General features: G+C 59.0%; 17 protein-coding genes and 1 tRNA gene. 9 read left to right on the forward strand and 9 right to left on the reverse strand.

Features of this window, described 5'->3' with window-relative positions; translation table 11 throughout:
* Window positions 1-31: 31 nt before the first annotated feature.
* Window positions 32-532 carry an HD domain-containing protein gene (locus tag HMPREF2971_RS04335; protein ID WP_049358341.1) on the reverse strand — a complete coding sequence of 167 codons (501 nt, stop codon included), beginning with the start codon at window positions 530-532 and terminating at the stop codon, window positions 32-34.
* Between the two features lie 542 nt (window positions 533-1,074).
* Between HMPREF2971_RS04335 and HMPREF2971_RS04340 the strand changes: the two genes are divergently transcribed.
* On the forward strand, window positions 1,075-1,929 hold the full coding sequence (locus HMPREF2971_RS04340) for a DUF4253 domain-containing protein (RefSeq protein ID WP_049341268.1): 855 nt from the start codon (window positions 1,075-1,077) through the stop codon (window positions 1,927-1,929).
* Window positions 1,930-2,008: 79 nt separating this feature from the next.
* Here the strand turns inward: HMPREF2971_RS04340 and HMPREF2971_RS04345 are convergent, their stop codons facing one another.
* From HMPREF2971_RS04345 to HMPREF2971_RS04355, 3 genes are read right to left on the reverse strand one after another with little or no spacing between them, the layout of a single operon-like run.
* Window positions 2,009-2,683 carry an energy-coupling factor transporter transmembrane component T family protein gene (locus tag HMPREF2971_RS04345; protein WP_070543475.1) on the reverse strand — a complete coding sequence of 225 codons (675 nt, stop codon included), beginning with the start codon at window positions 2,681-2,683 and terminating at the stop codon, window positions 2,009-2,011.
* Window positions 2,673-3,560, reverse strand: coding sequence for an energy-coupling factor ABC transporter ATP-binding protein (locus HMPREF2971_RS04350; RefSeq protein ID WP_070543477.1), 888 nt, complete (start codon window positions 3,558-3,560; stop codon window positions 2,673-2,675). Before HMPREF2971_RS04350 ends, HMPREF2971_RS04345 begins: the two co-directional genes overlap by 11 nt.
* A 32-nt stretch (window positions 3,561-3,592) precedes the next feature.
* Window positions 3,593-4,234 (reverse strand): biotin transporter BioY, encoded by a 642-nt coding sequence (locus tag HMPREF2971_RS04355; RefSeq protein WP_049347599.1) that lies wholly within the window; start codon window positions 4,232-4,234, stop codon window positions 3,593-3,595.
* A 291-nt stretch (window positions 4,235-4,525) separates the two neighbouring features.
* Here HMPREF2971_RS04355 and abc-f point away from each other — a divergent pair, with 291 nt between their 5' ends.
* On the forward strand, window positions 4,526-6,124 hold the full coding sequence (abc-f, locus tag HMPREF2971_RS04360; protein WP_070543479.1) for a ribosomal protection-like ABC-F family protein: 1,599 nt from the start codon (window positions 4,526-4,528) through the stop codon (window positions 6,122-6,124).
* A 775-nt stretch (window positions 6,125-6,899) separates the two neighbouring features.
* On the opposite strand, the gene HMPREF2971_RS04365 is transcribed toward abc-f, so the two are convergent.
* Together HMPREF2971_RS04365 and HMPREF2971_RS04370 are read right to left on the reverse strand one after the other, a co-directional pair.
* On the reverse strand, window positions 6,900-7,628 hold the full coding sequence (locus HMPREF2971_RS04365; RefSeq protein ID WP_012903565.1) for a metal-dependent hydrolase: 729 nt from the start codon (window positions 7,626-7,628) through the stop codon (window positions 6,900-6,902).
* A 155-nt stretch (window positions 7,629-7,783) separates the two neighbouring features.
* Window positions 7,784-8,011, reverse strand: coding sequence for an acetone carboxylase (locus tag HMPREF2971_RS04370; RefSeq protein WP_070691573.1), 228 nt, complete (start codon window positions 8,009-8,011; stop codon window positions 7,784-7,786).
* Between the two features lie 286 nt (window positions 8,012-8,297).
* Here HMPREF2971_RS04370 and HMPREF2971_RS04375 point away from each other — a divergent pair, with 286 nt between their 5' ends.
* The 6 genes from HMPREF2971_RS04375 to HMPREF2971_RS04400 all read left to right on the forward strand — a co-directional run bounded on the left by HMPREF2971_RS04375 (window position 8,298) and on the right by HMPREF2971_RS04400 (window position 13,741).
* Complete coding sequence (locus HMPREF2971_RS04375) at window positions 8,298-9,014, forward strand: beta-ketoacyl-ACP reductase (protein WP_005509097.1); 717 nt, start codon at window positions 8,298-8,300, stop codon at window positions 9,012-9,014.
* A 72-nt stretch (window positions 9,015-9,086) separates the two neighbouring features.
* On the forward strand, window positions 9,087-9,830 hold the full coding sequence (locus HMPREF2971_RS04380) for an SDR family oxidoreductase (RefSeq protein ID WP_012903562.1): 744 nt from the start codon (window positions 9,087-9,089) through the stop codon (window positions 9,828-9,830).
* Between the two features lie 226 nt (window positions 9,831-10,056).
* Window positions 10,057-10,845, forward strand: coding sequence for an ABC transporter ATP-binding protein (locus HMPREF2971_RS04385; RefSeq protein WP_005506071.1), 789 nt, complete (start codon window positions 10,057-10,059; stop codon window positions 10,843-10,845).
* Entirely contained in the window at window positions 10,842-11,720 is an 879-nt protein-coding gene (locus HMPREF2971_RS04390; RefSeq protein WP_049362199.1) for a TrmH family RNA methyltransferase, read from the forward strand. The genes HMPREF2971_RS04385 and HMPREF2971_RS04390 overlap by 4 nt, the downstream gene beginning before the upstream one ends.
* 252 nt (window positions 11,721-11,972) lie before the next feature.
* On the forward strand, window positions 11,973-12,227 hold the full coding sequence (locus HMPREF2971_RS04395; protein WP_005506069.1) for a type B 50S ribosomal protein L31: 255 nt from the start codon (window positions 11,973-11,975) through the stop codon (window positions 12,225-12,227).
* A gap of 326 nt (window positions 12,228-12,553) precedes the next feature.
* Window positions 12,554-13,741 (forward strand): LCP family protein, encoded by a 1,188-nt coding sequence (locus HMPREF2971_RS04400; RefSeq protein ID WP_070691574.1) that lies wholly within the window; start codon window positions 12,554-12,556, stop codon window positions 13,739-13,741.
* Between the two features lie 210 nt (window positions 13,742-13,951).
* On the opposite strand, the gene HMPREF2971_RS04405 is transcribed toward HMPREF2971_RS04400, so the two are convergent.
* Both HMPREF2971_RS04405 and pepN read right to left on the reverse strand, forming a co-directional pair.
* Window positions 13,952-15,205: an HIRAN domain-containing protein gene (locus HMPREF2971_RS04405; RefSeq protein ID WP_070691576.1), complete on the reverse strand. Its 1,254-nt coding sequence runs from the start codon at window positions 15,203-15,205 to the stop codon at window positions 13,952-13,954.
* Between the two features lie 374 nt (window positions 15,206-15,579).
* A complete protein-coding gene (gene pepN, locus HMPREF2971_RS04410) occupies window positions 15,580-18,264 on the reverse strand; it encodes an aminopeptidase N (RefSeq protein WP_070691578.1) in 2,685 nt (894 codons plus the stop codon).
* Window positions 18,265-18,486: 222 nt separating this feature from the next.
* On the opposite strand from pepN, the gene HMPREF2971_RS04415 reads away from it, so the two are divergent.
* A tRNA-Leu gene (locus HMPREF2971_RS04415) sits at window positions 18,487-18,572 on the forward strand.
* Window positions 18,573-18,745: 173 nt separating this feature from the next.
* Here HMPREF2971_RS04415 and HMPREF2971_RS04420 read toward each other — a convergent pair.
* Window positions 18,746-19,831 carry a 2,3-butanediol dehydrogenase gene (locus HMPREF2971_RS04420; protein ID WP_070676340.1) on the reverse strand — a complete coding sequence of 362 codons (1,086 nt, stop codon included), beginning with the start codon at window positions 19,829-19,831 and terminating at the stop codon, window positions 18,746-18,748.
* Window positions 19,832-20,036 lie beyond the last annotated feature (205 nt).

Raw genomic sequence — 20,036 nt, forward strand, 5'->3', positions numbered from 1 at the left:
ACCGGGCGGCTTCTATATGGTCAGCTTGAACCTAATCGTTCAGGTGCAGCAGCTTCAGCGAGTGCTCATACTTGATCATGAGGCAGGTACGAGTCGGCTCCTCCAGAAGCGTCAAACGCTGCGGGTCAGTATTATCCGCAATATCGGCAAGCTTCACCAGACGAGCCAAATCATTCACACGCACCCGGCTCAGATACGACTCACGCGACTCACCCGGGCGGCGGGTCAAGGCATCAATCGCATCCACAATACGCGCCGAGAAATAACGCGCCAGATACGCGAGGGAAACGCCGGTATCCTCCACCGTGTCATGCAGCAGCGCCACGATCTGCGCTTCAGCCTTCAGCTCCTCCAAAGACACATCGGGGTCAGTGGCGGCAGCCAACTCACACGCAAGCTTACGTACCCCAAGAGCCACACGGCGAGGGTGGGAGATATAGGGCCAGCCGTTACGGTCAGTCTGCCCCTCATGCGCCTTATCAGCGATGCTGTCTGCCAGGCGAACCATCTCTTTGTAGTAGTTATTCGACATGAGAACCTCCGTTGGTTTGAACTCCTGCGAGTTGATGGTCCCAGCGACGTTTTCCGCACCAACGCGGCACGGGTGGTAGCTGGTACCAACACTCTACGCCAGCTGTGGGGTGGCTGTGGCGGAACTCGCCCGAAACACCCTTAATACGTCAAATATGACGCGCAGAAGAAGAATGCAGGGTGTTTTCCCCCAAGAAGTGGTGGGTTTGGTGCCCGTTCTGCCTCGTATCTGCGGTTCAAGATAGCCTCGCTGGAGGCGCCCGTCACCTCCGCGAAAGTGTCCGCCGAACCCTTTGGTACCGCCCGGCGTAACCCGCCCAAAATCTCACATGGTGGCGAAAAATTTCTTAACTTTTTCTGGCGAAAACAGGTGCACAAACCGCCCAACACAAAGGCAGTTTAAGCGTGTTTAGCACACACCGATACACACTCGTCAAACGAAAAAAATGCTCGCCCTCCGCGCCCTGATAAAACATCCAAAAACCCGTATTTTTGTGCGAAAATACGCGATAAACTGGGGGCAACCAAACATCGGAGAACACCATGGCAGAGCTCTACGAGCGCTTCGTCGCTTTGTATCCCTACCCACACGAGCGAATCCGCCACGGCGCCCCACGAGCCGAACTTAACCGGCGATACCTCGAACACCTCTACGAGGGCAAGAACCGGGGAACAACCCCCATCGTGGTTGCCCTCGACCCGACCCTGCTCGGGACCATTGAGAATAACGTCTCCCTGCGTACCTCAACCCCAGTGCAGGACATCACCGCCGACACCGTCAAGCGGTACGCACACGAGCTCATCACCGACCAGCATCGTTACCTGGATCAAGTCGGTGTAGAAGTCGCCGCGCACGAGGCGTTCCGGCACCTGAACGAGAGCACCTACCTGCAGACCTACCGCCGCCTCATGGAGAACGGCGAACTCGGCGAAGACGATATTGGCACGCCCCTGAAAGCGGAGTACCCCTTCGAACTGACCGCCGGCATCATCAATGAGAAGGTTAAGGCCACCGACATTGACAGCGCCGCGGAACTGCTCATCATGGACCTGCCGCTGCGGGACGCATCCGGGGTGTTCGCCTACCTGCCCTTTGGCGGGTGGGATTCCAGTCCCAGCCCCGAGGCGATGCTGTCCATTGCCCGCTACTGGTTTGAACGCGACGACGCCTACCCGGCTGTTATCGCCTCAGACTTTATCGAGTTCTACACGCCGGTGCCGGTGACAACCCGCCGCGACGCCGAAATCCTGGCGGTCGAGCACACGATGGTTTCCTCGGCGATGCCGGTGCGTGTCTACCGCGGCTTCGACAAGCTCGTGGAGGCGCTCTACGGTCAGCACGACTGGTACCTGTGGTGGGAGCAGCTCCCGGCGGTGCTCCTCATTGAAACGCCCTAAACCAGCCTAGCTAGGCGAGTTAAAACGAAGGGGCGGGATGAACCTACACGGTTCACTCCGCCCCTCTCGCGTATCTGCGCTATTTCAGCTCGTCCACGTGTCGCGCCCGCAAAGCACGAGCGGTCGCCGTCGCGTAATCAACCGCCTGCACCACCCACGGAATCAGCAACCGCCAATACATGCGCTTGGGCAGGTTACGCGCCACTGCCGCCCTGCGCAACGCACCCCAACGGTCCATGAGCGCCGGAATCGACCGGACCATCAACGCAATCAGCAGACCCAGACGCTCTGGGGAAAGACCCACGAAACGCAACGGCGAACACAGCCTCACAAAGCCATCAATCAGAACCGGCAGGGGAGTGCTCACCAGCAGAGCGCGGGACGCATAAAAAGCCGTCAGCATAGTCGCGATAGCATCCGCGCCGGAGGCGTACTGGCCCGTAAACACGTAATAGCCGACCATAATCAGTAGCAGCAGAGACAGCGTACGAACCACCAGCCACAGCTGGGAGGCGGGCACACCAGCCCACAACGCGCAGAACGTGGAGGCAACCAAAGCCACCAGCGCCACCTGCCAGCCGGTCACCGCCAACAGCAGAAACAGCCCAAAGAAGAGCGTGCCCTTGAACCATAGCGGCGCCCGATGCACCGGCGTGTTCAACGGCTGGTAGAAACCCACCAGCAGAGTACCGGGGATGAAATCCGAGCCCTGGCCGGCGGGGCGAGGATTCACGCGCGGCGTGTTAGCGCCCATGCGCGCCTCCTGCCGAATCCAGACCTTCGGTCGCACCCTCGTTGGGGAACCCCTCGGCACACCACGTGCGGTACTGCTGCACCAGCTGCGCAGCATCCCCCTGAGCAAGCATATGCCCGTCATGAATAATCACGGCTTCATCGCAGGACGCCGCCAAATCCAGGTCGTGCGTGCTGAGCACCAGCATCTGATCCAGCGACTCCAAATGCTTGAGTAGCCGCGCGCGATTGCGCAAATCCAGCAGGGTGGTCGGCTCATCGAGCAGAAGAATCTGCGGGCGCGCCGCCAGCACGCTGGTGAGAGCGACCAGCTGCTTTTCGCCTCCTGAGAGGGTGAAAACGCTCTGGTTTTCAAGATGTTCGAGGCCGCGCTCGCGGAGCAGTTCACGAATTCGTTCGAGGCGCTGCTCACCGCTGAGGGCACTACCTTCAACGGTGGCGGCACGGCGCAGACTCAGGTCAATATCTTCGGCAACGGTGGGCATAATCAGCTGCGCCTCCGGCTGGGCGAAGAGCATGCCCACGCCCTCAAAAGCGCCCTGCGAATGACCGCGAGCGCCCATCGAGCCGCGGCTCGGTGTCTCCAGAGTGTCGACACCGTTCACGCGCACAATACCTTCATCCGGGTGGGTGAGCCCATTGAAAAGCCCCAGTAGGGTGGACTTGCCGCTACCGTTCAGACCCAGCACTGCGGTGCGCTTCGCCGTGAACTGCAGGCTCACATCCTTGAGGATACGGCGATGCCCGCCTTCGGGCAGCTCGGTGAAAACACTCACCGATTCAAGCTCAAGGGCGGGCATGCTGGTAGAGGCGCTCACCGCCTGCTCGCCTTGCACCTGCTGCGGTGCAGGCTGGCGCGTGGAGCGGCGAAAAAACATAGCTATCCTCTCGTGTGGCACATTGTGTGCTTTTAACGCTGGGCAGAAGCCAGGGACGGGAAGGCGCGGCGTACCGACAAACCAACCAGAACCGCGATTGTGGACTTCACCAGATCCCAGGGAACGAATACCATTGCCGCGCTGAACGCGGCGTCAAAAGTCATGTGGGCGTTCACCATCATACCGGCGATACCGCAGGCGGTCAGAACCACAAAACCGCAGAAGTTCGCGACCAGAGCCATAAGGAAGGTCGCGCCAACCGAACGGGTGTTGCGGGTGAGCAGGTATGCGAGGGTACCGGCAATAGCGGCGAAGGGCAGGAAGCCGAGCAGGTAGCCGGCACTCGGGGAGGCGAGCGTACCCAAACCGGCGCCGCCCTTAGCGAAGATGGGCAGGCCAGCGAAACCAACCAGCAGGTACAGCGCCACGGAGGCGGTGGCACGCTTGCCGCCGAGCACCTGTGCGGTGATGTAAATGCCGAGGGTCTGGAAGGTGAAGGGAACCGCAACGCCGCCCAAGCTGACGGCGGGCATGATGGCGAGCGCGGCGATGAAGCCCGCGAACACTGCGATGAGGGAGAGATCGGTGGCGAGGGAGGTCTTTGCCGCTACGTTACGGCGCGGTGCCTGAGTTGCCTGGGGTTCCTGGGCTGATTCGCGCACGGAATCGGTCATTGGGGTGGTACTCCTTTGATACGTATTGCTCTGCAGATTTTTCTACAGAGTTGAGGGTGGCGGTGGTTGACTGCTTGTCACAACCCAGTTTTGAACAATGTTCTATGAATGGTGTCCGGTATGTATAGTACACCGCACACCACAAAAACAAAAGGTGCCCCACATGCGCACTCGGCACACCTGCACTAAAATTGATGAGGTGCTCTGCGCGCTCGCCGCTTCTAACCCAGCGAATCCCGCCTACCGAGCACTATCAACCCACACACCAGACCGCCATCCGGAAAGGCACCCATGATTGCTGTACAGAACCTCGAATTGCGTGCAGGCGCGCGCCTGCTCATGGAAGAGGTCACCTTCCGCATCGATAAGGGCGACAAGATTGGTCTGGTGGGCCGCAACGGTGCTGGTAAGACCACTATGACTAAGGTGCTTGCCGGTCTGACCCTGCCCGCTGACGGCACGGTGACCCGCAGTGGCACTATCGGCTACCTTCCGCAGGACCCGAAGGTGGATGACATGAGCCAGCTGGCGCGTGACCGCATCCTTTCGGCGCGTGGCCTGGATGGTGTGGCGCGCAAGATGCGTCAGGCGCAGGACGATATGGCGAGTGAGGACCCGGCGGTGCGCGCTAAGGGTATGCGCCGCTACGACCGTCTTGAGGCTGAGTTCATTGCCGGCGGCGGCTACGCGGCTGAGTCGGAGGCGGCGGTCATCACCTCCAACCTGGACCTGCCGGAGCGTGTGCTCGCCCAACCGCTGTCCACTCTGTCGGGCGGTCAGCGTCGCCGCGTGGAGCTGGCGCGTATTCTCTTCTCCAATGCAGACACCATGCTGCTGGACGAGCCGACCAACCACCTGGATGCTGACTCCATCATGTGGCTGCGTGACTTCTTGAAGAACTTCTCGGGCGGCCTGATGGTCATTAGCCACGATGTTGACCTGATGGAGCTGGTCGTCAACCGCGTCTTCTACCTGGACGCGAACCGCTGCGTGATTGACCAGTACAACATGGGCTGGAAGAACTACTTGCTTCAGCGTGAGCAGGATGAGCACCGCCGCAAGCGTGAGCGTGCGAATGCGCAGAAGAAGGCGAATGCTCTGATGGAGCAGGCGAATAAGATGCGCGCGAAGGCGACGAAGGCTGTTGCCGCTCAGCAGATGATTAAGCGTGCTGAGAAGCTTCTGCGCGGCCTGGAGGAGGAGCGTCAGAGCGATAAGGTTGCGGCGATTCGCTTCCCGGATCCGGCGCCGTGCGGTAAGACTCCGCTCTCTGCGCAGGGCCTGTCGAAGTCCTATGGCTCTCTGGAGATTTTCACGGACGTTGATTTGGCGATTGACCGCGGTTCGCGAGTGGTGGTGCTGGGCCTGAACGGTGCCGGTAAGACCACTCTGCTGCGCATGCTGGCTGGTTCCACCGAGCCTGATACGGGTGAGGTTGTGTACGGTCACGGCGCGAAGCTGGGCTATTTTGCGCAGGAACACGAAATTCTTGATGGCGACCGCACTGTCTTTGAGAACATGAAGTCTGCCGCGCCGGATCTGGATGACACCCGCGTGCGCACGATTCTGGGTTCGTTCCTGTTCTCCGGTGATGACGTGGATAAGCCTGCCGGTGTGCTTTCCGGCGGTGAGAAGACCCGTCTGTCCCTGGCGACCCTGGTGGCGTCAAGTGCGAATGTGCTACTGCTCGATGAGCCGACCAACAACCTGGACCCCGCCTCGCGTGAGGAGATTCTGAACGCGTTGAAGGCGTACCAGGGCGCTATCGTGATGGTTTCTCACGATGAGGGTGCCGTGGAGGCGCTGGATCCTGAGCGTGTGCTGCTTCTACCGGATGCGGTGGAGGACCTATGGTCGAAGGATTACCAGGATCTGATTTCGCTGGCTTAAAGCAATATCCGCTGACATCAAAGCATGGAGGAGGCTCCGGTACCGTGTGGTGCCGGGGCCTCTTTACGTGTATTGCGCGTTGTTTTATTGTCCGGGGCGTATTGTTTGTGGCGTATTGGCCGGGGTGTATTGTCCAGGGCGTGTTTTTTGTGTTCTGAAAATGTGTTGCGGAGATATTGTCGGTATTTTTCTCGCGAATAGTGCGGAAAAATGTGACCTGACCCGTGGGGTTGTATTGTTTTCTGATCATATGTGGTGTAATTGCGTTCCCGTGCATGTGATTTGTGGGTTCTGACACATGAAACTTGCGGCGTATTTGACGGGAAATAATGTTGCCTTGTGGGTTTTTCTGAGGGAAAGAAAAGCTCTCAGGCGATATTTCGGGGGGTCTGTGTGGGCTTTTTGAATTTTTCATGTGTCTCTACATACATTGTGGGAAAAATGGTAGAAACACAACATACATGGGGCGTAGACTTGTAACTGTTCCCGCCACTGCGAGGACGCAAACGCGAAACATTAGGGCTCACTACCGATGGTGAGCTAGCGCGGGGGAGAAGAGATTCCCGCCCGCTCACGAAGGAGAACTGCCAATGCACAACACTGAGTTCGAGAAGTACCCCACCTCCGGTGAGGAGAACGTTGAGGTTGACGTCTTCTGGCCCATCCAGGACGCTTAATCTCTCACCCCGATAGGTCGGGATAAGGATTAGAAAAGCGCCCCGCCGCTTCCATAGGGAAGTGACGGGGCGCTTTGCTGTCCTCAGTGAGAATTTAGTTATGCGGCGTGAATACCCAGTCCGAACATTTGTAGGGGGTATTCGGTAAAGCCCATCATGGCTGCCGCGTACCAGGCGATGTACCCGGTCAGTGCTAGAACGAGTGCCTTCTCGCGTACGCTGCCGGCATCACCCAGGAGTGGCAGCGCCATGTAGCCGCTCTTTTTCCATAGGGGGGATGCCACCAGGGGCTTGATGACAATGGGGTAGAGGGGCAGCAGGCCGCGGGTTGTCAGCAGGTCGCCAATCAGGTGAATGGTGGCGCCAACTGAAATAGCCCAGGGGAGCAGCGCCAGCGAATCGGTTGTATAGGCGGCGTACCCGAGGGCGACGGCACCGATCCATCCACCCGGTGCGCCGAGCACGCGCAAGGCTAGACCGCCCGAGAATGCGGCAAGAAGCAGTGAAGCCCAGGGGATTCCGTTGTAGCTCAGGTTGGCACTGAAATAGGCAACCGCCCAGAAAGCTATCAGACCCAAAATGGAGTGCGTTCCCTTGCGGTGTCCGCCGCTGACCGCCCCGACAATACGTGCTACCCAGCGTGAAAGGGGTGGGATGGAGTTGGCGATACTGCCGTTGTGGTGGTCAATATCCGGGAGCATGCCCGCACCGGCGCACGCCAGGGTGGTCACGATGAGGGTGGGGGTATCGGGAACCTGCACCACTCCCGTCTCGACGAGCACTAGCCAGCCAGCTGCGGCGCTGACGGTGTGCGAATAGCCCATCATGGGGAGGTGCCTCCTTGAATGTGATTGCCCTGCGAGTGTGGTTGCCTGGGTTCCGGGATGTTCACTCGAACTAATTAGAACAAATATAGCATATATCGAAATTACTTTCGATAGGTGGGGTTATCCCCTCAAGCGGCATCACTTCTCAATCGGCACTACCTCTCAAACGGAAGAGTCTGCTTCCAGAATTCGCGCTCGCGCAGGTAATTCTCCAGCCAGCCCACGTGCTCGGAGCACGCCAACCAAATCTTGCGGCGCTCGGGGGTGTGCACCTTCGGGTTGTTCCAGAGCAGCTGAAATTCTGCCGTCTGCGGGCAGCCCTTGCGGGAGCACTTGGCGTACTCAGGCTGTGCATCCTGAGAAAGTGAACCGAGCAGATCCATGTCTTCTTATCCTTACTATTGCGCCTCGACGTGCGGTGTTATTCCGTGCCCGCGAGACCGGGCAGAAAAGGGGTGCGGGCTGTTCCGCTTCAGCTAGTGTACGCGCCCGATGAGGCATGTAAAAGAAGGGGAGCGGGTGTTCAGTGTTCAAGAGCGGAGTGTAGCCTGCGGCACCTTTGCGCTAAAACGCGGTAAAATAGGGTTTGTCTGTCCATCCGTCCACACCCCAACCGCGTAGCCGCTGCATCGGCTCCGATCGCGAGGGGTCGACTCATCAAGGAAGCTCATGAGCGAGAACACTCCCAAGACCGTGCTGGTCACCGGCGGCAACCGAGGCATCGGCTACGAAATTGCCAAGGAATTCCAGGCAGCAGGACACAATGTCTGCATCACCTACCGTAGCGGTGAAGCCCCCGAAGAATTTTTCGCCGTCAAGGCAGATGTACGCGATGCCGACAGCATTAACGAAGCATTCAAGGAAATTGAAGCAGAGTTCGGCCCCGTGGAGGTGCTGGTCGCCAACGCAGGTATCACCCGCGACATGCTGCTGATGCGCATGAAGGAATCCGACTTCACCGACGTGGTCGACACCAACCTCACCGGTTCTTTCCGCGTGGTTCAGCGCGCCATCAAGGGCATGCTGAAGCTCAAGCGCGGCCGCATCATCCTGGTTTCCTCCGTGGTGGGTCTGTACGGTTCCCCCGGCCAGGTCAACTACTCCGCATCTAAGGCTGCACTGGTCGGTATGGCGCGCTCCATCACCCGTGAGCTGGGCGGCCGCAACATCACCGCTAACGTGGTGGCACCGGGCTTCATTAACACCGCAATGACCGAGGTTCTGCCCGAAGAGACCAAGAAGAACTACCTCGCGTCCATCCCGGCTGGTCGTTTCGCGGAGGCAGAAGAGGTCGCTCGCGTGATTCGCTGGCTCGCATCCGATGAGGCTAGCTACATTTCTGGCGCTGTCATCCCCGTTGATGGCGGCCTGGGTATGGGTCACTAACCCCACCCGTACGGACTGCACGAAGCGCCTGAGCGTGGGCGCACCCTTTCTAGACTTTAAGGACATAAAACTATGGCACAGCTGACCGGCAAGACCATCATCATTACCGGCTCCTCCCGCGGCGTTGGCGCAGACACCGCACAGATTCTCGCCGCTGAGGGCGCGAACATCGTGGTGAACTACCGCTCCAAGGCACCGCGCGCGAACAAGATCGTCAAGGCTATTGAAGAGGCTGGCGGCAAGGCAATCGCAGTACAGGCTGACGTGACCAACAATGAGGACCTGCAGAACCTCGTCAACACCGCCGTGGAGACCTTCGGCTCCCTGGACTACCTGATTCTGAACGCTTCGGGCGGCATGGAATCCGGCATGGGCGAAGACTACGCAATGCGCCTGAACCGTGACGCACAGCTGAACCTGGCACGCCTGGCTGCAGAGAAGATGCCCGAAGGCGCACGCATCGTGTTCGTGACCAGCCACCAGGCGCACTTCATCCGCGAGGTTGAGACCATGGACGAGTACAAGCCCGTCGCAGAGTCCAAGCGCGCAGGCGAAGACGCACTGATCGCCGAGATCCCCGCACTTTCCGAGAAGGGTATCTCCCTGGTCGTCGTGTCCGCTGACATGATTGAAGGCACCGTCACCGCAACCCTGCTGAACCGCCTGCACCCCGGCGCCATTGAGCAGCGCCGCGAGACCGCCGGCAAGCTCTACACCGTCAACGAGTTCGCGCAGGAAATCGCGAAGATGGTCACCGCAGACGTTGAAACCGGCCACGTTGAGCTGGTTGGCGGCGCACGCGGCTTCATCGACTAATAACTTCAGCTGCTATAGGTGCCGTCGCGGATGCGCCCGCCCCTCTGACAAGGTACATTTGATGAGGCGCGCCGCCCCTGACGCGGCGGCACCTATAGCCCTAAGGCTTCGCGCGAGGAACCCAATGTGGGGTACCCGCGCACTATGCGCCAACCACTCCGATAACCCGGCACGGGTTGCGGGGTGGGGGCGCATCCCATCCATCTAACTCACTGGAAGAAGAACCATGAGCACCGTACTCAACCTTCAGAATGTCTCCGTGATTCGCGGCGGCCGCCCCATCCTTAACAACGTTTCGTGGACTGTGAACGAAGGTGAACGCTGGGTCGTTCTGGGCCCCAACGGCGCCGGTAAGTCCACTCTGCTTTCGATTGCGGCAGCCCGCCTGCACCCGACCAGCGGCGAGGTTGAAATCCTTGACGAGACCCTCGGCGCTGTTGACGTATTCGACCTGCGCCCGCGCATTGGTCTGTCCTCCGGTGCTTCGGCTACCCAGATTCCCGCCAACGAGAAGGTTTCCGACGTTGTCGTGACCGCAGCGTACGCTGTGTCCGGCCGCTGGAAGGAAGAATACGACGTCATGGACGACGAGCGTGCAACCGAGCTACTGGCTGAATGGGGTGTCGATACCCTCGCTGACCGCACCTTCGGCTCCCTCTCCGACGGCGAGCGCAAGCGTGCACTGATTGCCCGCGCCCTCATGACCGACCCCGAAATGCTGCTGCTGGACGAGCCCGGCGCAGGTATGGACATCTCCGGCCGTGAGGACCTGGTCGAGCGTCTGACCGCACTTGCCGCTGACCCCTACGCACCGGCTACCGTGCTCATCACCCACCACCTCGAGGAAATCCCGGCGGGCTTCACCCACGCTCTGCTGGTCCGTGACGGTGGCGTGGTTGCTGCCGGCCCGATCCTGTCCACCATTACCGAGGCGAACCTCGCCGCAACCTACGACATGGACCTGGCTCTGACCGTCACCTCCGCGGGTCGTTACTCCGCGTTCAAGCGCGCATGAGCCGTGCCCCGAAGCAGCTGAGCGCCGAACAGATCGCTGAGCGTGCCGAGCGTGTCTACGCCATCGAGTCGGTCACGGCTCTGGCGCAGGCACCCGAGCAGGCTTTGCGCTACTACACGCAGCTGACCGATGTGAAGCTCCGTAGCGCCATGGAGCCGCAGTGGGGTATTTACATTGCGGAGTCTTCGAAGGTGATTCGTCGTGCGCTCGCTGCCGGTCATCAGCCCGTTTCTTTCCTGATGAGTGAGAAGTGGGCTGATGATTTGGCGGATGTTTTGCGCGCCCATCCTGACACTCCCGCGTATGTGGGTAGTGAAGAGCTGCTGGAGCAGGTGACCGGTTTTCATCTGCATCGTGGTGCGTTGGCGGCGATGGCTCGTCCGGCGCCGCAGCTTCTGGAGCAGTTGCTGCAGGGTGCCTCTCGCGTGGCGATTTTGGAAGATATCGTGGACCACACGAATGTGGGCGCTATTTTCCGTTCGGCTGCCGCGCTGAACGTGGATGCTGTGCTGGTGACTCCGCGGTGCGCTGATCCGCTGTATCGCCGCTCGATTCGCGTGTCGATGGGCACCGTTTTTCAGGTGCCGTGGGCTCGCTTGGAGTCGTGGCCTGCTGATCTGCAGACCCTGCACGAGCTGGGCTTTAAGAGCGCGGCGTTGGCTCTGGAGGAGGACTCGCTGACCCTGGAGGAGCTGTCTGCTCGCCGGGATGAGAAGCTTGCGCTGATTCTGGGCACGGAGGGGCACGGTCTGTCGCCCCGCACCTTGGCGGCGTGTGACGATACGGTGATGATTCCGATGTCGCACGGTGTGGATTCTTTGAATGTTGCGGCGGCGAGCGCCGTGGCGTTCTGGGAGACCCGCCCGCGTTCATAACCTGAGGTCTCACCTGGTTATTAACCCGCGTGAGTGCCTTCTTCGGGTGCCCTTGCGGCGTGTCGGTTGGTGCCTGTGAGGGAACGTACTGGGATTTAATCCGTGAAGGTGGTACCCTTAATGGGTTGTGTGCGCCCTATGCGGGCACAATGGTGATGCGCTCTGAGATTTTCTCGATAGCTGCACATCGAAAAACCTACTCCATCTATATAAGGGCTACTGGCAAAATCCAGTAGCAGAAGAAGGTAATCAATGAAGGCAGAAATCCACCCGGACTACAACCTGGTTCTGTTCCGCGACCTCGCATCCGGCAAGGTCTTCCTGACCCGTTCCACCATGACCTCGGACAAGACCGAGAAGTGGGAAGACGGCAACGAGTACCCGATCGTCGAGGTTGAAATCTCGTCCGAGTCGCACCCGTTCTACACCGGTAAGCAGCGCATCATGGACTCCGCAGGTCGCGTCGAGCGCTTCAACGCACGCTTCGGCAACTTCGGCAAGAAGTAAATCTTCTGTCCCAGTTTTGCTTTTTAGCGAAATCAATGCCCCGTTCTCCTTGGTTTTCAGGGAGGCGGGGCATTGTGCGTTCTGCGGCACATAGCAAAATAAATCGCGTGAACGTGAGGAAAGTTGTAGTGTAAAACCTTTCGTTCGCCGGTGCGCAGACCCGCTGACAGCGTTACAATGGGAAAGTATTTTGCGAGTTGTGCATTTTCTGTGCCCTCCAGCGCCGCCCCGTATCGGCGGGTATTCTCCGGCTCTCTGCATTCTAGAGACTTCGCTGGATGCGCTGCGCGCCTCGCGTATCACCACCTCAAACAAAGGACAACTTAATGAGCGACGCTCACTCTGAACCGTCGCAGAAGAAGAAATGGGTCAAGCGTATTCTGCTGATCCTGCTGATTCTTCTGCTGGTTATTACCCTCGGTATTGGTTTCTTTATTTGGCGTGCTGGCCACACCTGGGATAGCAAGACCGAGAAGTTCGACTCCATCACTAAGGTGGATGAAGATCAGGCCAAAATTAAGGAAAAGCTTGGCGAAGCTAAGCCCCTGAACGTGACGGAGTTGAAGGCTCCAACCGTCACCAACTCGGATACCGGCAAGAACGGTACCAACGCTAACGGCTCCGATGCTGCTGCGGCTCTTGCAGCAAACGCCAGCGAACACGATAAGGATGGCGACGGTATCTTGGACAACGGATACAATTACGGCGTTATTAAGGGACCCGGCAAAAACATTCTGTTGCTCGGTAGCGATACCCGTACTGGTGCTGATGCAGCTCTGGTGAGCGGTTCCCGTGCGGACACCATCATGCTGATGCACATCCCGGCTGACGGCAAGGGTGTGTACATCATCTCGATTATGCGTGACACCTGGGTTGATATTCCCGGTTACGGTACGGCTAAGGTGAACGCGGCGCTGAACTACGGCGGTGTTTCCCTACAGGTTGCTACCATCGAGAACTTGGTGGGTGTCAAGATTGACCACGTAGCTGAGATTGAGTTTGAAGGCTTCAAGTCTCTCGTGAATGCCATTGGCGGTGTGGATGTTCAGGTTCCCTTCGCATTCACCAGTAATGTCTGGACCTTTACCCCGGGTCTGATGCACCTCAACGGCAGTGGCGCTCTGAGCTTTGTTCGTGAGCGTTACTCGTTCGCTGATGGCGACTACCAGCGTGTGCGTAACCAGCGTGCATTCCTGCGCGGCCTGTACAACACGATGAAGGCTAAGGGTGCGTTGAGCAACGTGGCATCTTTCCAGTCTTCTATCGAGTCTCTGACCGACTATATGCGCGTGGACCAGGGTCTGAATGCAGCGCAGATTGCTCAGATTGCGGCTCCGGTGCTGACTAGCGGTGATACCACGATGCGTATGACCACTCTTCCGAACGCAGGTCCGGGTTGGTCCTATGATGGTCAGTCAATCATTTTTGTAGATCAGGCTGCAAATGCGCAGCTGGCACATGCTTTGCAGAATGATACGATGGATCAGTTCATGGCGACTTACGGCCAGGACTAAGATCCGACTCCTTGAGGGGGTGAAAGCTGATGAGGCTTTCACCCCCTCAAGTTTTAACCTCAGGTTCTAACGAGGCTTTTCTGCATTCTCGCGGGGCTTCGGGGGCAGCGTACAGGGCATACGAAAGGGGCGGCTACCTCACCGTGATAGTGGGGTAGCCGCCCCTTTTGTATCGTTGCGTTGTATCTTTACGCCCTGTAGCAGAGGAATTTATGCCTTCGAGTCTTCTTCAGCCTCGTCGGTCTCTTCATATTCTTCCTCGTACTCGTCGTAGTCCCCGTAGCCTTCGTGGTAGGGCTGACGGCCAAAGTAGAAAGCGACTGCCGCAACAGCGCCACCTAGGATAGCGATGAGGATGCCAAGCATCGGGGTCCACAGCATTGAAATCAGGCCGGCGACCAGAACGGCGAGGCCTGCACCCTTGATCAGGTTCAGCAGACGGTCACGCTCGTTCGGCTCGTAGTATTCTTCTTCCTCAATGCTGTACTCGATGACGGGCTTCTCTGCGGCGAGTTCGCTACGAGCCGGCTCGGGTGCGGAGGAGCCGCCGGTCAGGGAGCTCATGAAACCGCGACGCCTCTTCGGTGCCTGCTGTGCGGAGGACTCCAGGTAGTGACGCTCACCTTCGGTGGGCACGAATGCGGCGGGCACATCGTACTCTTCACCAACGGGTAGCAGAGCCGGAACGTTGTTGGGCAGGGTCTCGTACCATTCCTGCGGAATATCGGCGGGGCGTGCAGCCTGAACGGTCAGGGACAGCTCGAGGGTGTTACCGCGGATAGTGCCCCACGCGCTGGTGAGGCGGTCGTTCTCAAAAGCGTAACGGATGACGGGCGTCAGCTGCTCAGACATCTGGGTGCTCAGGCGGCCCACGAGCTTGCGGTCGTGGCGCACCTCAACACTGTCAACGAAACGGCCGTCGGAGGTCTTGAGCTGGTTCGCTTCCAGGGTCAGAATCACGCGACCTTCACCGCTGGGCGGCAGGATGCTGTGCAGGTATTCGGAGTGTTCCTTCTCATCAAGCACCTTCATCGACGGGCCCTGGGGTAGCAGGGTCGCGCGGGTCGGTGCGTCGTTGAGGGGGAAGAGAGAGCCGGGTGCGGACAGGGAGAGCACACCGGTGCTCTTCACGTGCATGCCGCCGCCTTCAGCACGCACGGCAACGGCGGAAAGCTGCAGGTGCGCAATGGGTTCGTAACCGGAGGCGACCACGCGGGCAATGGCATCCCAGTACGCGGCGGAGTCCTCCACACTCATGCGGCCTACCTTGAATTCGTCAATGTAGACGGCAATGCTATTGGGCTCGTAGGGGTTATCCGGTTCGGGAACGAGGCGCGCTTCACCGTACCAGATACGTTCACGGTCGATGTGCAGTTCCTCAAAGATTTGGAGGGTTTCTGCTTCGTAGTAATCATCGGTGACAATGTCAACGCTACCGCGGTCACCGAGTGCGTAATCGACCACTGAAAACTCCTTCTGATGTGTCTAAGCGAGCGGATACCTAGTCTATTCTCTCATGCTTTCAGTGTGGACAGCTCACAAAAACGGGTGACATTTATCTGTCTTTTAGCACCGGGTGCATATAGTTTTGTGCCCTGGTGAAACTGCCCCGGTAATAAGTGCCCTTGTCAGTATGTGAACCACTGTATGAGGGAAATATTTAGACGGCATACCGCCGCTATGAATTCTATAGATGAGCCAGAAAAAGACCACCGCCCGGCGCGTCCCGGTACGTTACCGGGAGCGTGCCGAACGGCAGTCTCTCAAAGAGGCTAGAGAACCTAGCGGGGGAGAGCGGAACCTAGCCTAGATACAGGCTCACACCCCGCCACAAGCCCTCAAACCATGCAGCTTAGTCCTAGGGAGGCGTTGAACTTCTGAGCCACAATCGAACGGTGGCCGTGGTCCTGAGCCTCCAGAACCAGACGACGCAGAGCCGAAGGAGCCTCGGGGTTCGCCTCCAGCCAACGCTGAGCCAGCGCCACGGAGGGGTTGCCCTCAACACCCAGACCCTCGGTGGAGCCGGTGTTGTACGGAGCCTTCGGGTACAGGCCACGTACAATGCGGGTCGCCATACCAATCGAACGAGACGCCCAGAGAGGCAACAGAGCCTCAAAGTAGGAGTCGTAGTAGGACTCACGCAGCTCAACCGGGCCACGAGCAAAACCGTTAATGGTCGAGGCCAGAGCGTCGTTCGACAGCGACTCGTCTTCCATGATGGTCTTGTACGCGGCAGCCTTACGCTCAGCAGAGGGCAGGGCAGCAATCGCGTACGCGTAACCATTCGAAGAGATCGAGGAGGGGCTGTACTTCGCCGCACGGTCCAGATCCTCAACGGTCACCAGGTCGCGGCTTGCGAGCGCACCCAGTGCACTCCAACCCAGGTTCTGGTCGTAAGGAATGCCGGTTGCGTCAGCAATATCGCCGGTGGTGTCTTCGAAAGCACCGCGGGCAATATCGCGGCAGAGCTCTTCACCCTTGGTCGCGTTGGTGGAGACCGAAATCAGGGCGCGCAGCAGAATCAGCTGTTCGTCGGAGCCGGGCTTAGCCTGCGCCAGTGCGGCTGCGAATGCGTCGTAGAGAGCGTCGTAGAGGCGCTCGCGGCCGGTGGGTGCGGAGAAGGTTGCGATAGCGACCTGTGCGTTGTTGACCATGGTGCCCAGCAGGGATGCGCTCGGTTCCTTGGAGACGTTGCGTACGACTGCGTCGACGTAGGTGGTGACGGGCAGGCGTGCATCGCGCACGTTCTCCCAGAGGGAGCCCCAGATGAGGCCGCGGGAGAGCGCGGATTCGAGGGTGGAGACACCTTCGATAGCTGCCTGCAGGCCGTCTTCGTCGGTCAGAGCAACCTTGGCGTAGGTGTGGTCTTCTGCGTTAAGCATGAGCAGGTCAGCTTCGCCAACGAGCTTCTTCTGCTCGTCGGTGAGCTCCACGCGGTGCTCGGAAACGGGCTCTGCCGGGTACTCGAGGGAGAGCAGGCCGGTGGAGGTGAGCTTGCCGTCGGTCAGCGCGAAGGTTTCCAGCTTTGCAACGTGGGGGCGGCCCAGACCTGCGGGCTGCTGTGCGGGCAGTTCCTGAGTGAGGATCAGGTCGGTGAGCTGGCCGTCTTCGCCGTAGACGCGCTTGGTGCCCAGTGCGGACACGCCGGAGGTCTGCAGCCATGCGTTAGCCCATGCCTGCATGTCGCGGCCGGACACCTCGTTGAGTACCTGCAGGAAGTCGTTCAGGGAGGTGTTGCCCCACTCGAAGCGCTTGAAGTACACGCGTGCTGCTTCGATGAAGGTGTCGAAGCCGACGTAGGCAACCAGCTGCTTGAGCACAGATGCGCCCTTTGCGTAGGTGATGCCGTCGAAGTTCTGCGATGCTGCTTCCAGGTGGGGGATGTCAGCGACGATGGGGTGGGTGGTGGGCAGCTGGTCCTGCATGTATGCCCATGCCTTGCGGTTGTTCGCGAAGGTGACCCATGCGTCGTTGAAGTTGTTGGCTTCCTTAGCGCCGAGGGTGCCCATGAAGTCTGCGAAGGATTCCTTGAGCCACAGGTCGTCCCACCACTTCATGGTGACGAGGTCGCCGAACCACATGTGTGCCATTTCGTGGCAGATAGTGTTGGTGCGGCCTTCGAGGTCGTCCTCGGTTGCGCCGGAAACGAAGATGTAGTCTTCGGTGAAGGTGACCAGGCCGGGGTTCTCCATTGCGCCGATGTTGTATTCGGGCACGAATGCCTGCTCGTACTTGGGGTACGGGTAGGGGTAGTCGAAGAGGTCCTGGAAGAAGTCCAGGCCGTTTTCGGTGACCTTGAAGATGTGGTCGTAGTCGAAGTGCGGCTTGAGGGACTGGCGGCAGTATACGACCAGGGGAATGTCACCGCTGTTGACCTTGCTCTTGGGCTTGTAGGTGGTGGTTGCAGTGAAGTATTCGCCGGCAACGATTGCGGTGATGTAGGTGGAGATCTTTGCGGTGGGGGAGAAGACTCGCTTGGTGATGGAGTCGTCGGTGGGGTCTACGACCTGGCTTTCGAGTACGCCGTTGGAGCTGACGACCCAGTCCTTGGGTGCGGTGATGCGGAAGTTGAAGACTGCCTTCAGGTCGGGCTGCTCGAAGTTCGGGAAGACTCGGCGGCAGTCGGAGGGTTCGTACTGGGTGTACAGGTAGACGCGACCGTCGGAGGGGTCGAAGTAGCGGTGCATACCTTCGCCGGAGCGGGAGTAGTAGGAGCGACCGTGGATGGTGAGTACGTTTTCTGCCTGTAGGTTGGGCAGGGTGATGCGTGCGCCGTTGACGGCATCTGCCAGGGGCAGTTCGGTGCCGTTGAGCTTAACGGAGTCGACGCTGTGGTGGATGTAGTCGATGAAGGTTTCTGCACCGGGGGTGTTGCAGGAGAATCGGACGGTGGTGACGGTGGGGTAGGACTCGAATTCGGGGTCCTTGGCGTTAGTCAGGTCAACATGCACGTCGTAGGTGTCGACACTGATGAGAGCCGAACGTTCTGCGGCTTCTTCGCGGGAGAGGTTCTCATTATTCATGCTCTTTATTCTAGTCGTTATGACCGAAAATATGGCAGTTGAGTGGGCGTGCCGGTCATATTACTCAAGGTGCGAGAAGATCACCCGTGGTGTGGGGAACCAACCAACCTCGAATGTGTGACGCAGAACATGCTCTTTCGATTTGCGGAGTGTTCAGAAAACCCGTATAGTATTACGTGTTGCTTCGAACGGCACCGAAAGGAAAACGTTCGAAAGTCACCTGCGCGGGTGGCGGAATAGGCAGACGCGCTAGCTTGAGGTGCTAGTCCTCGTATTAGAGGGTGGGGGTTCAAGTCCCCCCTCGCGCACAGATAATCCCCGGTTCTTCGGAACCGGGGATTTTTGTATGCCCGGTAAAAAGCACGCAAAAAAGTAGTGGGGTGAGGCTCCTTGAAAGGAACCTCACCCCACACTAGCTACGCTAAGGAAGCTAGAAGAACAGCTGCATCAGCTAAAACTGAATTACTCAGCACTCAGAAAATTACTCAGCCAGACGCTCCGGGTCGGTGGTGACCAGAATCTTCACAGCGGTCTCGTTGTGGTGGATCAGGGTGTCGAAGCCCTTGTCAATCAGGTCTTCCACAGCGATCTTGCCGGTGATGAAGGGCTTGAGGTCAATCTTGCCGGACTCAACCAGCTTGATGGTCTCCGGGTGGGAGTTCACGTATGCGATGGTGCCGCGGATATCGAGCTCCTTGAGCACAACCTTCTGAACATCCAGAGAAGCGGGCTTACCCCAAATGGAGACGATGACGACCTTACCGGTGGGCTTGAGAGCATCCAGGATCAGGTCCAGTGCGGGCTGAACGGAGGTGCACTCGAACGCGATGTCAGCGCCACGGCCGTCGGTCAGCTTGTGAATCTCAGCCAGAACGTCGGTCTCTGCGGGGGAGAAAGCGTAGTCAGCAACACCGGAGTCCAGAGCCTTCTGGCGGCGCAGCGGGGACAGCTCAGAGATAATAACCTTAGCGCCCTTAGCCTTCAGAACTGCGGAGGTCAGCAGACCGATGGGGCCAGCACCGGTAACCAGTGCGAATGCGCCCTCTTCGAACTCGCCTGCACGCTCAACAGCGTGGTAGCCAACGCTCAGGGGCTCAATCAGTGCAGCCTCGTCCAGGGGAATGGTGTTGGGGATCTTGTGAACCCAGCGGCGCTTGACGGCAACCTTCTCGGACAGACCGCCACCGCGACCTGCCAGACCGATGAAGTTCATGTCCTTGGACAGGTGGTAGTCCTTGGAGTCGGGGCCGGTGTAGACGTCATCGCGAATGATGTAGGGCTCGACGACAACGTGGTCGCCAACCTCAAGGTCGTCTACGCCTTCGCCCAGTGCCTCAACAACACCGGAGAATTCGTGACCGAGGGTGACGGGGGAGTCCTCACCAGAAATGGGGTGGGGGTGACCGTGCTGGGGGCAGAAGATGGGGCCGTCAAGGTATTCGTGCAGGTCGGTACCGCAAATACCGCACCATGCGACCTTGACCAGAACCTCGCCCGCAGCGGCTTCGGGTGCGGGGATGTCTTCAATGCGGATGTCGTTACGGTCGTAGAAGCGTGCTGCCTTCATGGGATGGAGCTCCTTAGCGTGGTTGTGGCGCTCGTAGCGGTGTGTGCTTGCCGGTACGGTTCGCATCCATGGGTCTGTCACAGCGTTGACAGAGGCCCAAACGACATGGTTTGGACCGGTTGTGAACTGTCCTGCCGGCATTCGCATCGCTAGCGCCGGATGGTGATGGGTGCGGCTGGATTGTCGCTCCCATGTGCTTAACGCT

Source organism: Rothia sp. HMSC066G07 (genome assembly GCF_001814485.1).
GTDB lineage: Bacteria > Actinomycetota > Actinomycetes > Actinomycetales > Micrococcaceae > Rothia.